Source organism: Microbulbifer mixtoriginis (SeqCode) (assembly GCF_052468275.1).
The window spans coordinates 1,083,994-1,097,782 of the sequence record NZ_CP174341.1; the positions used below are offsets into that span (position 1 = coordinate 1,083,994).

The 13,789-nt window shown below is 54.5% G+C and carries 10 protein-coding genes; 9 read left to right on the forward strand and 1 reads right to left on the reverse strand.

The window, feature by feature from the left end:
- The first annotated feature begins 120 nt into the window (after positions 1 to 120).
- The 9 genes from ACJJIC_RS04885 (at position 121) to gcvH (ending at position 11,450) form a co-directional block, all read left to right on the forward strand.
- Positions 121 to 762 (forward strand): UPF0149 family protein, encoded by a 642-nt coding sequence (locus ACJJIC_RS04885; RefSeq protein WP_444882995.1) that lies wholly within the window; start codon positions 121 to 123, stop codon positions 760 to 762.
- A complete protein-coding gene (locus ACJJIC_RS04890) occupies positions 762 to 2,117 on the forward strand; it encodes an aminopeptidase P N-terminal domain-containing protein (RefSeq protein WP_445356540.1) in 1,356 nt (451 codons plus the stop codon). The genes ACJJIC_RS04885 and ACJJIC_RS04890 overlap by 1 nt, the downstream gene beginning before the upstream one ends.
- 66 nt (positions 2,118 to 2,183) lie before the next feature.
- Positions 2,184 to 3,425, forward strand: coding sequence for an FAD-dependent monooxygenase (locus tag ACJJIC_RS04895; protein ID WP_445356541.1), 1,242 nt, complete (start codon positions 2,184 to 2,186; stop codon positions 3,423 to 3,425).
- An 80-nt stretch (positions 3,426 to 3,505) separates the two neighbouring features.
- Positions 3,506 to 4,744, forward strand: a complete 1,239-nt coding sequence (locus ACJJIC_RS04900; RefSeq protein ID WP_445356542.1) for a UbiH/UbiF/VisC/COQ6 family ubiquinone biosynthesis hydroxylase — start codon at positions 3,506 to 3,508, stop codon at positions 4,742 to 4,744.
- 136 nt (positions 4,745 to 4,880) lie between these two features.
- On the forward strand, positions 4,881 to 5,846 hold the full coding sequence (locus tag ACJJIC_RS04905) for a rhomboid family intramembrane serine protease (protein WP_445356543.1): 966 nt from the start codon (positions 4,881 to 4,883) through the stop codon (positions 5,844 to 5,846).
- Between the two features lie 428 nt (positions 5,847 to 6,274).
- Positions 6,275 to 8,326 (forward strand): alpha/beta hydrolase family protein, encoded by a 2,052-nt coding sequence (locus tag ACJJIC_RS04910; RefSeq protein WP_445356544.1) that lies wholly within the window; start codon positions 6,275 to 6,277, stop codon positions 8,324 to 8,326.
- 254 nt (positions 8,327 to 8,580) lie between these two features.
- Positions 8,581 to 9,705 carry a CNNM domain-containing protein gene (locus tag ACJJIC_RS04915; RefSeq protein ID WP_252083587.1) on the forward strand — a complete coding sequence of 375 codons (1,125 nt, stop codon included), beginning with the start codon at positions 8,581 to 8,583 and terminating at the stop codon, positions 9,703 to 9,705.
- A gap of 202 nt (positions 9,706 to 9,907) precedes the next feature.
- Positions 9,908 to 10,996, forward strand: a complete 1,089-nt coding sequence (gene gcvT / locus ACJJIC_RS04920; protein WP_252083586.1) for a glycine cleavage system aminomethyltransferase GcvT — start codon at positions 9,908 to 9,910, stop codon at positions 10,994 to 10,996.
- A 67-nt stretch (positions 10,997 to 11,063) separates the two neighbouring features.
- Positions 11,064 to 11,450, forward strand: coding sequence for a glycine cleavage system protein GcvH (gene gcvH / locus ACJJIC_RS04925; RefSeq protein WP_252083585.1), 387 nt, complete (start codon positions 11,064 to 11,066; stop codon positions 11,448 to 11,450).
- A 66-nt stretch (positions 11,451 to 11,516) separates the two neighbouring features.
- On the opposite strand, the gene ptsP is transcribed toward gcvH, so the two are convergent.
- Positions 11,517 to 13,781 (reverse strand): phosphoenolpyruvate--protein phosphotransferase, encoded by a 2,265-nt coding sequence (ptsP, locus tag ACJJIC_RS04930; RefSeq protein WP_444882988.1) that lies wholly within the window; start codon positions 13,779 to 13,781, stop codon positions 11,517 to 11,519.
- Between the last annotated feature and the right edge of the window lie 8 nt (positions 13,782 to 13,789).

Here is a 13,789-nt window from a genome sequence, read left to right on the forward strand (position 1 = left end):
ATTTCCTGCGTTTGAGGTCTACGTCTGAGTTCGCAACACGACAGACTGCGAGGGATTCCGCTACTATATTGCCGGCGAAATGGTGGGTCAATCGCTCCACCTGCGTGGACAATCACAAAATTGTCCTTAGAACCCCGATTCTCATGCCTGCTGCTGCCACCGCAGCGCATCGAATCCATCCCGATTAAGAAAAACTGTGCGGTAATCATGACTTCAGAAAACAACCGATTTGAGCAGCTCGCCAATGCCATTCTCTCCGCGGGTGGTCAGGTGGACCCGAGTGAGTTACACGGCTTTACCTGTGGCGTGTTGGCTGCTGGCGCCGAACCGGATAAAAAACGCTGGCAAAAAGAACTGGCGGAGTTGCTCGACCTTGAGGCGGTACCCGCAGATCTGGATCGGGACTTATTGCAATTGGCGGAGGAAAGCCGCAAGCAGCTGGGTGGATCGGATTTCTCTTTTCAGCTGCTCCTCTGCGACGATGAAGATATTGTCAGCCGCACTCTGGCCCTGGGGCACTGGTGTGAGGGTTTTTTACACGGGTTTGGCATAGGTGGAGCAGAAGTAAAGATGCAGCCCACCAGTGAAGAGGCGCTCAAAGATATTGGAGCTATCTCCCAAGTGGATGCCGATCACGTTGAAGAGAGTGAAGAAGCTGAACAGCAATTAATTGAGTTGCAGGAGTATGTGCGGGTTGCGGTGCTCAACATATTTACCGAAGTGCGCGGCAGCCACTCCGGCAGCGGCCCCACCGTCCACTGATGAGCGGCAGCGAAAGCGCAAAAGATCCGCTGATTAGCGGGGCGGAATATGCCCTGCGACGCGCCCGGCTTATGGCGGGGTTAGCCCCGGATAGCCTGGCGATCATCTCATCGGCTGGGGAACAGCTGCGCTCCCGCGATACCTACTTTCCTTTTCGACAGGACAGCGACTTTCTCTACTTAACCGGATTCGATGAGCCGGAATCATTACTGGTGCTTCTACCTGGCCGCAATCAGGGAGACACCCTGCTGTTTTGTCGCGAGCGCGATAAAGAAAAGGAACTTTGGGATGGGCCACGTCTGGGACCAGAACGCGCAGTAGCTCAATTTGGTCTTTCGGATGCTTTTCCCATCGGCGACCTCGACGATATTCTGCCCGGATTAATGGAAGGGCGAGAGCGTATTTACTTCCCTATGGGGCGCTATGCCCATTTGGATCGACGGCTGCGCGCTTATCTACTGGCGATACAGGAGGCGCCCTCCAGCAAGGGAGCGCCGGAAATGCTTGACCTGGATTATCAGTTGCGCGAGCTGCGTCTGCTCAAGAGCGAACGGGAATTGGATTTGATGGCCCGTGCAGGGGAAATTAGCGCTGCTGCACATCACTGCGCCATGGTGCGCTGCCAGCCGGGACTTTACGAATACCAGTTGGAGGCGGCTCTCTTACATAGCTTTATGGATGCTGGTGCCCGGGAAACTGCCTACCCGACAATAGTCGGCAGCGGTCGCAATGCCCTGATTATGCACTATTGCAGCAATAAGGCACGGATGCGCGATGGTGACTTGGTATTGGTCGATGCGGGTTGTGAATACCGGGGGTACGTCGCCGATATTACCCGAACCTATCCGGTCAATGGCCGTTTTAGTGATGCGCAAAAAGCAGTGTATGAAATTGTCCTGGCGGCGCAGGCGGCAGCAATGGAGCAGGTTTGTGTCGGCAACCACTGGGATCAGCCTCATGGTGCCAGTGTTGAGGTAATCACACGCGGCTTGCTGGACTTGGGGCTGTTGCAAGGAGACTTTCGTGAACTGATCGATTCGGGTGCCTATCAGCGTTTTTATATGCACCGTGTTGGGCACTGGTTGGGTATGGATGTCCACGATGTGGGCGACTATCGGGTACAGGGCGTTTGGCGGCAGTTGGAAGCGGGCATGGTGATGACTATAGAGCCCGGTATTTATATTCCGGCAAACGATGATCGCATACCTCTGGAATTTCGCGGTATGGGGATTCGTATTGAAGACGATGTCGCGCTCACTGCCGAAGGTGTGAGGGTTTTGTCTGAGGGTGCTCCAAAAGCCGTGGCAGACATTGAGTACACCATGCGCCATGGGCGGGATTTACTGACCCGCTAATTTAATTTGAGATTTTATTATTCAGTGGGCAGAGCTATTCAGACCACTGGGTAAGGAGAGGTTTCCATGAGTGAGCCGCTAGAGCGGGTAGATGTGGCCATTGTTGGTGGTGGTATGGCCGGTGCCAGTCTGGCACTGATGCTGGCACATTTCTGTCCTCACCTCAGCGTCCAGTTATTGGAGCAGAGGTCTCTGCCCAATGCCTCAGCTAGTGTGCAATTGCCCAGCTTTGATACCCGCGCCACAGCGATTGCTGCCGGCAGTCTGCAGCTGTTTGAGCAGCTGGGTCTTTGGCCGGCACTGCGGGAGTACAGTGCTCCAATCAAATGTATCCAGGTGAGTGATCGCGGCCATGCCTTTGGCGCGGCCCTCTCTGCAGGCGCACAGAAGCAGGCCAGTTTTGCTGGAATGCTGGGAGCCGTCATCGAAAATGCGGCGCTGGGGCCCATCCTGCACAATGCTCTAAATGACACTGCGGTCAGGCTTATCTCCCCAGCTCGGGTAACTTCGGTGCGCATGAATAATGAGGGCGCTAACTTGCGCTGGACAGCCGTGGATGGCGGTTCGGAACAGGTATTGAAATGTGACCTGTTGGTTGTTGCTGACGGTGTCGATTCACCGCTGTGCAAGCAGCTGGGCATGGAAATTGACACAGTAAAGTACCAACAGAGGGCGTTGGTCACTACTGTTGCTCTACAACGGGACCACAATGGCGTTGCCTATGAGCGCTTCACTGCATCCGGCCCCATGGCGTTATTGCCTCTACCTCGTCGTGAGGGAGTACACCGCGCCGCTGTGGTTTGGGCCTGTGCCGAAGAGGAGGCCGATGTAGTTTGTGCGTTGCCAGAGCAGCAGCGCTTGCAACGCTTGCAACAGCAATTTGGGTGGCGAGCCGGTCGGTTTATCAGAGCTGGGGCCCTACAAGGGTATCCCCTCAGTCTTTCTCTGGCTCGTGAGCAGTGGCGTCGCAATCTGGTTTTGTTGGGTAATTGTGCCCACTTTTTGCACCCTGTGGCGGGTCAGGGATTTAACCTGACCCTGCGCGATTGTTATGCCCTGGCCCAGTCACTGGTGCGGTCGCAAGTGCACAGTGGCGCAGTGGGGCAGCTGGAGTGGCTGGCGGCCTATGGGGAAAACCGAAGGCTCGACCAGCAGTTAACCGTAGGTTTCAGTGACCGAATCCCGGCATTGTTTTCCTCGGCTAACCCTTTCCAACAAGTAGTACGCCAACTGGGGATGCTTGGCCTTACACTGGTACCGCCACTGCGGCAGCAGTTTGCCGGGCAGGCGGCAGGATTTGGGCTTTAACCCCAAGCCAAAATGGCGGGGTTTCAAGCGTTGCACCGCGATGGGCGTTAAATTTGGCACAACAGTGGAATTGGCTAGATATGAATAGACACCGTTTGGACTTTGCCATTGTCGGCGCGGGAATGGTGGGTATGGCTCAGGCAGCACTGCTCGCTGTGCGCCACCCAAATATGCGCTTGGCGCTGTTGGAGGCTTCTCCAGAGACCACTGTGCAGCAATCCGATAGCTACGAGCCGCGGGTTGTGGCGCTTACCCAGGCGTCACGTGAGTTGCTCGAAGAGGTTGGAGCCTGGGAGGATATCTCCGCGCAACGGGCCTGCCCCTACGTGGAGATGCGCGTTTGGGATGCTGATGGCACTGGCTCGGTGCGCTTTAACAGCCGCGATGTGCAATTGCCCAATCTGGGGCATATCGTCGAGAACAATATTATCGTCGCCGCTTTATGCGCGCGGCTAGAGGCCCTGCCCAATGTTGAGCTGGTTAACAGCTTCCGCTTGGAGAGCTGGTGGCGCGACTGTGGACTCTGGCATTTACAGCCGCGGGGCGAGCAGTCTGATGATGGGGTCGAAGGTTTGCGCGAGCAGGCTGAGATAGTGCAAACACGCCTGCTGATCGGCGCTGATGGGGCTCGTTCCAAGGTACGTGATTTATTGCGCATCCGCTGCCAGGAAACCGATTACCACCAGACCGCTCTGGTCTGTGTAGCCCGCTGTGAGAAGTCCCACCGACACACCGCCTGGCAACGCTTCATGCAAAGCGGCCCCTTGGCCTTCTTGCCGATGGCCGGCCTCGGAGACGACAACCACTGTGCCGTGGTTTGGTCGGCGGATGATTCTCTCGCGCGTGAATTACTGATGCTGGATGATCAGGCGTTTGCCCTCAATCTTGAAAAGGCCATTGAGAGCCGCCTCGGTAAAGTGGAATCCGTCAGTGAGCGTTTCTCTTTCCCCCTGCGCGCGCGCCATGCAGAGCGCTACCACGGACCCGGTGCGGTGCTGGTTGGGGATGCCGCTCACAGTATTCACCCACTTGCGGGGCAGGGGGTTAACCTGGGCTTCCAGGACGTACGCGTACTCACCGATGAAATAGATCGCGCTTTGTCACGCGGCCTGGAGCCGGCACATACCTCGGTATTGGCGCGCTATGAACGCCGCCGCCGTGGAGATAATGCCTCGACATTAAAGGCCATGAGCGCCTTTAAATCCCTGTTTGGTGCTGGAGATTTGCACTGGCGCTGGCTGCGTAATACCGGCTTGAGTATGGTGGACGCCAGTCCCATGCTAAAGAAGCGTATTATCTTGCGGGCTATGGCGGTTTAAATCGGACCTGTCTTAAATTACCCATCGGCCAGACCAAAGCTGGCCGATGGGTATATCAATAAAACCGTTAGAGCAGCCTGCCTGCCAGCTGATAATTTACCTCCGTAGCACAAGCCGGAATTAAGGGTTTCCCGAATTGAGTCAGTGGATTTTTGTTTACAGTTTCCCCCTCTCCAAGGATCTTGGTGCGCTGGCGCGGTTTATCCAGCGCCACCAGTTACCTTTGCGTATCACCGAGGAAAAAAATCAGCAGTTACTACTCTGCCCGGATGCTGGTTTGGCAGAAATGCTTAAGCCTCTACTGCAGCGTTGGGATTCTGGTGAGCTGGATCTCGATCAGGTACAAATGCAGAGGGCAGAGGAGCGAGAGTCTGGCAGTGAAGGGGTGCAAACCTCTGCGGCTGCAACTGACAGCCAGCTTGGAAATACAGGAGATAATCCCGGTAAAAAACACAGTGATGCGGTCTCTGTCCTGCCAAGTTTTCCGTTGGACAGGACTCCACTCAGTCTTTTATTAATTGCGCTGTGTTTTTTCGGCTGGTTTTTACAGGTTAATAATTTATCCAGTGGCTTATTAATTTACCCCGATCCAAATACTGCGGACTCTTTTTCACAATCCTCACTGGCCTGGCATTTAGAGCGGGGGCAGTGGTGGAGAATATTCACACCAGCAGTTGTGCACTTCTCCCTGCCCCATGCACTGTTTAATGCCCTGGGGATCTGGATTCTGGGCAGGCCAATAGAGGCCCGTGGTGGCAGTATTTTATTTGTTGTATTGGTGCTGCTCGGCGCCGCCGCCTCCAATCTGGCCCAGTATTTTTGGCAGCCTGGGATTCTTTTTGGCGGTATGTCTGGCGTCGTTTATGCCTTGGTCGGTTTCGCCTTGGTTTTACAGCGTTTTCAGCCTCTGTGGCGGGATATACCTGCAGGAATTCTCACTGTAGCCCTGGTGTGGCTGCTATTGTGCGCTCTGGGTGTTGTGACTCTATTAACTGGCGTTGGGGTAGCTAACGCCGCTCATATCGGTGGGTTACTCAGTGGCTTAATAATTGCTCTTGTGTACAGCGCATTAGGAGGTCCGCGAAGATTTGCCACCGCGTAGATAGTTTAAATATAGCGAGATGATAAGCCATTATCGCGTAGTGCGATCTCTTATGGTTATCGAAATGTCTTATTGGGATCGTTAATGTTTATCTGAATTCAGGCTCAGGATGGAAAAATTAACAAAAAGTACCCAATCTTTGTTCCAATGAATTGGTCTGATTCAGCCTTTATTTCCTTATTGATTGAGACGAGCTGAGTGGCCTGAGAGCTGGTCGGAATAGTGGGCCAGTGGATAATTGCGTACTCTATCTTCCCCAGGGTGCGTTTGACATAAAAGGCATAAAATATCTCTCTGCATTGTTACTCAGCATTAGGCATGGACTGTTAATGTTGAGATTAAGAGTCGGTATTTTCTCTCTCGCCGCCTTGCCCTAAGCGTTCCCCATATACCTCCGAAAATATCAATAAATCCAGGAAGGAACTCTTATGAGATGTATTTTCGTACTGATATCCTCGCTTTTACTAACAATGGCTGCTGGAGCTGAAGAGGCTCAGCGCTTGTCAGCCGAAGTGCTTTGGAAAATAAAGCGCGTGGGAACTCCAGTGATTTCTCCCTCTGGTGAACAGGTAGTAGCCCCTGTGACAACTTTTGATCTTGAACAGGATAAGGGGGAAACCCGCTTGTGGTTGCTCTCTACTGATGGTGATATCCAGAGGCCATTAACGGCTGTTGGGCTCAGTGTTTCGGAGCCGGTATTTTCCCCAGATGGTAAACATTTGGCTTTTATTGGCAAACGAAGTGATGACGATATCAAGCAAATTTTGATATTGCCTATGGCTGCTCCCGGAGAGGCGGTGCGTTTGAGTGAGGTACCGACTGGTGTCTCATCGATAAAGTGGGTGGGGGACCACCTTTATTTTATCTCGCGTATTTGGCCGGATAAAGCGCCGGAAGAAATGGCTGACCGAGTTAAGGAAGAAAAAGAGAAAAAGGTGTCTGCCTATGTCTGGAATGCATTGCCTTTTTCTTTTTGGGATAGCTGGATAGATGAGCAGCGGCAGGCACATGTATTCAGAATCCCAGCCAAAGGCGGTGCGGTAGAAAATCTGACTTTGAGGACGGGTTTAAAGCTTCCCAACTGGATCCAGGGGGCAGAAAGTTATGACGTATCGCCCGACGAGTCACACTTCGCTATTGTGGCCGATTCCAAGAAAAGTGGTACTCGCCCAGACTTCGATGTGTTCCTGCTGGCGCCTGGTTCCCCTAAAGCCAGAAATTTGACCTTGGCCAATGAGGCGCCAGACTTCAATCCAAAGTTTTCACCGGATGGCCGTTTGTTAGCCTTTAATCGCCAGCTTATATCGGGTTTTTATGGTGATACGCGCCGCCTGGTGGTACACAGGTTGCGCTCTAGGCAGAACACTGTTTTACATGAGGAATGGGATAGATCCACGGATGGTATGGTTTGGGCACCCAGTGGGGGTGGTCTCTATGCCGCAGTCGACGACCAGGGCACTCGGCGAATTTACTATCTGCCCGTCGGCAATGGCGACCCAAGAGTAATCACCGATTCGACCGACTTTAGTAATTTGTCTGTTGCCAGTGATGGCACTCTGGTAGGTATTAACCAAAGCTTTCTCTATCCGCCAAGGGTGGTCAGTATTGATGCAAGAAATGGGGGAGTGGAGCGGCTGGATAGCTTTAATGATGATTTATTTGCCAATATCGATCTGGGAACTTACGAGTCGGTGACATTTACCGGAGCGGAAGGCGCCGATATACAGATGTGGGTGCATTATCCACCGGGCTTTGATCGTAATCAGAAGTATCCATTAATGCTGTTACTCCACGGTGGTCCACACAATGCCGTCACCGATACCTTTCATTTTCGCTGGAATGCGCAAACCTTTGCCTCTTGGGGCTATGTTACCGCCTGGTTTAATTTCCATGGCTCCTCCGGGTTTGGTCAGGCATTTGCAGATTCCATCAATCCAGACTGGCTCAGTCGGCCGTATACCGACACTATCGCTGCAGCCGATTGGTTTAAATCGCAGAGTTGGATAGACAAGGATCAATTAGTGGCAGCGGGAGGCAGTTACGGTGGCTATTTGGCGAGTATTCTGTTGGGTCGCGAACATCCATTTAATGCCCTGGTAATTCATGCTCCGGTGTATAACCTCTACTCCATGCTGGCAGCAGATTTTTCGGTACACGGGATTCGCTTTGGCGAATATTGGCAGAGCCCGGAGATTTACCCCCCAATTTCACCGCATACTTATGCGGCTCAATTCAAGACACCGAGCTTGGTCATTCACGGTCAAAACGACCTGAGAGTGCCGGTTGGCCAATCCTTCGAGTTGTTTCGTACTTTGCAAGAGCGCGGTGTTGAATCGCGCCTGATTTACTATCCCGATGAAAACCATTGGGTACTAAAACCGAATAATTCGTTGCACTGGTACGGACAGGTGCGCGAGTGGGTTGAGCGCTTTGCCGCACCTAATAGAGGCACCGAAGCCTCTGCCAGTGTAACGAAGTAAAGCTCGCTGGGAACTGGAGAGAGTTGGCTTGTCTCTCCACTTGGTTTGTCCTGGAGCCTCTGTCGGTAACGGCATGAGGCTCCAGGTATACGCAATAAGTCCTGGATAAAACGCTTTTCTGGCCAATGCCTTACTCTCAAGGGAAGATTGGCCGGTTAAATTCATTTTTATTGCGGCTTTGATGCTTTCTGGGCTTGTTGTGTCACGGACAGTGCGCAAGAATTCAGCTCTAATTCTGCTGTAACCAGGGATATATGTTTCTCTTAATTACCTATATTTTTATCGCTCTCGGCTTTTCCTTTTTGTGCTCGATTGCCGAGTCGGTCATTCTCAGCGTCACCACGCCCTATGTGAGACTTCTTGAGAGGGAAGGGCACAAAGCGGGGCCTCTGTTGCGCAAGCTGAAAGGGGATATCAATGCGCCCCTGGCCGCGATCCTTACCCTGAACACTATTGCCCATACTGCTGGTGCCGCTGGTGCTGGTGCCCAGGCTGCAGCGGTTTTTGGCAACCAGTATCTGGGTATTGCCTCCGCAATCCTCACCTTGTTGATTCTGGTGTTCTCCGAAATTATCCCTAAAACCCTAGGGGCGGTTTACTGGCGTCAGCTGGCTCCATTTACTGCCTACGCGTTGCGCGGACTGGTGTGGTTGCTCTACCCCTTTGTGAAAATGTCCGAGTGGCTCACACGGGGCTTATCGCACGGACCCACCCTTACGGGCTTCAGCCGCGATGAGTTTGCGATTATGGCGGAGATCGGGGAGGCCGAGGGCCAGCTGGAGCAGCGTGAGTCCAGTATTCTGCGCAACCTGTTTTTTACCCTGCGCGACCATTCTGTACGCGAGGTGATGACGCCGCGCACTGTGGTATTTTCCCTGCCCGAGGACGCCACTCTGGCTGAGGTCTACGAGGAGGTGGAAAGGGGGCGCTTCTCCCGTATCCCGGTATATGAAAACCGGGATCAGGACTGTGTGGTGGGGTTTGTACTTAAACAGGAACTACTGCTCGCCTATGCCAAGGGGGAGGGCGAACGCAAATTGTCCGAGTTCCGCCGCGAAATGTTGATGCTGCCGGAAACCGCCACTATATATCAGGCCTTCCAGAAAATGCTGTCACGCCGGGTGCAGATCAGTGCGGTATTGGATGAATACGGCAGCTTGGAAGGGGTGGTTACCCTGGAAGATCTTCTCGAGACTCTGCTCGGTGAAGAGATTGTCGATGAAGCGGATAAAACTCCGGATCGCCAGGAGCTGGCCAAGCGCTTGTGGCGCTGGCGCTCAAAGAGACACGGTCTCAAGGTGGATGAATCTGCGCAGCAGGAGCAGGATACTGAGGAGGCTGGTGAAGGTCGTGATGGCCGAGAGGGGCGGGATAGCTAATTTCTACATCTGATAGCTTGTGCTTTCCCTGACGGTGGCCCCGGCGGAATCTTTGACGGTCTCCAGCGGGCTCTACAGGTTTTGATTCCGATGGCTGCTAGGCTTCTGTGCAGATATGTCGCAGGCCATTGCCTGCTGGCAAGGTCTGTACCCAAGCCGCTAGAATACGCCGCTTCGGAACCTGACGGACTGAGATTTTAAAATGGGAAACAGAACGCCTCTGTATGACACACATGTCGCTATGGGCGGCAAAATAGTGGATTTCGGTGGATGGGATATGCCGCTGCACTACGGTTCGCAGCTGGATGAGCACAACAAGGTGCGCACCGATGCGGGAATGTTTGATGTCTCCCACATGACCGTGGTCGATGTCGATGGCGCTGACGCCCGCGACTACTTGCGCTACCTGCTGGCCAACGATGTGGCCAAGCTCGATGGCAATCCCGGCAAGGCACTTTACACCGGCATGCTGAATGAGAAGGGCGGCGTGATTGACGACCTGATCGTCTACCTGCGCGACCCCGGTTATCGCGTGGTGGTAAACTGCGCAACCCGCGAAAAAGACCTGGCTTGGATGAACAAGCAGGCGGAATCTTTTGAGGTCACTCTCACTGAGAGGCCTCAGCTGGCGATGATCGCCATCCAGGGCCCTAACGCTCTCAGCAAGACGAAAGAAGTCCTGGGTATCGACTGGACTGCGGCGATTGATGCGCTGAAAGTGTTCCAGAGCGTGGCCCGCGGCGAGTGGTTTGTGGCGCGTACCGGCTATACCGGTGAAGATGGCCTGGAAATCATGCTGCCCGGCGAAGATGCCAGTGGTTTCTGGCGTGCTTTGGCCGAGGCTGGCGTTGCCCCCTGTGGCTTGGGTGCGCGGGATACTCTGCGCCTCGAAGCGGGTATGAACCTGTATGGCCATGAAATGGATGAGGAAACCTCTCCACTGATCGCCAATATGTCCTGGACCGTCGCCTGGGCGCCGGAGAGCCGCAATTTTATCGGCCGCGCAGTGCTGGAAGAGGAAAAGGCTAAGGGCATCGAACACAAGCTGGTCGGGCTGGTTCTCGAGGAACGCGGTGTTCTGCGTGGGGGCCAGTATGTGATGGTGGACGGTAGCGAAGAGCGCGGTATCATCACCAGCGGAACCTTCTCGCCGACCCTGGGTTACTCCATCGCCCTGGCGCGGGTACCGGCCAGCGTCGGCGATACCGCCGAAGTGGAAATCCGCAAGAAACTGCAGCCGGTCAAGGTGGTTAAGCCCTGCTTTGTGCGCAACGGCAAATCGGTTATTTAAGCGCCGCACCACAGGTGTCAGCGCCATTCAGACAATATATACAGATGCTTAATCAAGGGATCACAGCATGAGCGAAATCCGCAATGAATTAAAATACCTCTCCAGCCACGAGTGGGCGCGATTGGAAGAGGATGGCACAGTTACTATCGGCATCAGTGACCATGCCCAGGACGCTCTGGGTGATGTGGTATATGTTGAAACCCCCGAAGTGGGCAGCACTCTGGCTGCCGGCGACGAGGCCGGTGTAGTTGAGTCTGTTAAGGCCGCTAGCGATATCTACTCCCCGGTATCCGGTGAGGTCGTAGAGGTGAATGAAACTCTGGAAGAGTCCCCGGAGACCGTGAACTCCTCTCCTTACGATGACGGTTGGTTTTTCCGTATCAAGCCCAGCGATGTGAAAGAGCTGGACAATATGCTGGATGCCGATACCTATCGCTCGGAGTCTGAGGACTAATTCCTCACGCTCACTGAGTGCAAAAACCGCTGCTATTGGCAGCGGTTTTTTGTTTATAGATGGTGTTTATTCGGTACTTGCTGGGTGAAGGATGCCTTTCAGACCTATTTTATGTAGGAATGCGCCGACGGTGTGCTCGATTTCCTCAGCACAATCCATTTGGATCACTTGTTGCAGTAGTAACTTGGTATCTGCTTGGCGTACCGCGCGCAGAGTTGCCTTTACTCGCGGTAGATTGGTGGCGTTCATCGACAGCATGTCGTAGCCCATGGCTACCAGCAATAGGGCGCCCCCGGGTTCTCCTGCTAATTCTCCGCAGATGCCGACTCTGGTGCCCTCAGCGTGCGCGGTGCTGACAATCTCTTGCAGAGCACGCAACACTGCGGGGTGTAGGGCGTGGTAGATATTGGCTACGCGACTATTATTGCGATCCACAGCCAGTAAGTACTGAGTCAGATCATTGCTGCCCACAGAGATGAAATCAGCGCGCTCGGCTAATTCGCGAATCTGATAGATCGCCGAGGGCACCTCCACCATGACCCCGAGCGGCGGCATCTCAATTTCATAATCTTCTTCCAGAAGTTCCCGGTAGGCTCGTTCGATCAGTTTGCGTGCGGCTTCGAGTTCATTGAGCCCACTGATCATGGGCAGCATGATACGCAGGTTGTTGAGCCCTTGGCTGGCCTTCATCATGGCGCGCACCTGCGCCAGGAAAATTTCCGGGTGGTCGAGGGTTACGCGAATGCCGCGCCACCCCAGGAATGGGTTGGTTTCTTCAATGGGAAAGTAGGCCAGTGCTTTGTCGCCGCCTACATCGAGGGTGCGCATGGTTACCGGCATGGGGGCAAAGGCTTCGAGTTGTTCCCGGTAGATTTCCCGCTGTTCCTCCTCGGAGGGAAAGCGGTCGCGCAGAAGGAAGGGGACCTCGGTGCGGAACAGGCCGACACCCTCGGCCCCGCGTTCTAGGGAGCGAGTGACATCAGCCATCAGGCCGGTGTTGACCAGCAAGTGAACCCGGTGTCCATCGGCAGTTTCAGCAGGTAGTTCTGCCAGGTGATCCAGACTGTGGGCGAGCTGTTGCTCTTCGGCGACGATCTCGTCGTAACGGCGTTTGAGCTCTACGCCAGGATGAATGTGCAGGTCGCCGCGGTAGCCATCCACCACCATATCCACATCGTCGATAGTTTCATAGGGCAGGTCTTGCACGCCCATAATCGCCGGCAGCCCCATAGCGCGGGCAATGATGGCCATATGGCTGTTGGAGGAGCCTTTTACGGAAACAGCACCGATCAGCTTCTCCCGCGGCACTTCGGCCAGCACCGCGGCAGTGAGCTCTTCTCCAACCAGAATGGTGTTGTCTGGATAATCGCGCTCGCTCTGCTGTTGCTGGTGTAAATGGGTGAGAACACGGGCTCCCAGGTCTCGCACGTCGGCGGCGCGGTCGCGGAAATAGGAGTCGGACATGGCCTCAAAACGGCGTACGTGTTCGAGCATGACTTCGGCCCAGGCCCTGGGGGCGCTCAGCTGCTGTTGAATACGATCGCAAACCTCTACGGCGAGTGAGTCGTCGTCGAGCATACTGATATAGGCATCGAAAAGTGCGCGTTCTTCGCGGTTGAGTTCGTCTTTGAGGCGCTCACCCACTTCGCGAATCTCCTCTCTGGCGGAGGTGAGCGCTTGCCGGAACAAAATCAACTCCTCTTCGATGTCCAGGCACAGGGAGTAGGGCACGGTGGCCAAGTTGGCCCTGGGGGTGACGATATGGGCACGACCTATGGCGACACCTGGCGAGGCGGGAATACCGGAGAAGTGGGTTTCCTGGCGCTGCCGGCGGATGGTAGCCAACATGCCAGTGGCTTCGGCGTGGGCAATCACCCCGGCAAGCTGGGCAGAGAGGGTGACGAGAAAAGCTTCTTCACCTTCATCGAAGCGTCGCTGCTCTTCCTGCTGGACAACTAGGACACCGAGCACTGCGCGGTGGTGGATGATCGGTGTGCCCAGGAAAGCGCTAAATCGCTCCTCACCGGTCGAGGGAAAATATTGGTAGGCGGGATGTGCCTCGGCCTTTTCTAGATTGATGGGCTCTTCGCGGGTGACCACATTACCAACCAGGCCCTCATCGGGTGCTAATTGCACCTGGCCCACGGCACTTGGTAGCAGGCCATCGGTGGCCATCAGGACATAGTTGCCGGTTTCTTTGTCGCGAAGGTAAACAGAGCAGACACGGGTGTGCATCACTTCGCGCACTCGCCGCACAATGATTTCAAGCACCGCCGGCAGGTCCCTGGCGGAGTTAACTTCCTGAACGATACTGCGCAAAGATCCGAGCAATGGCCTTT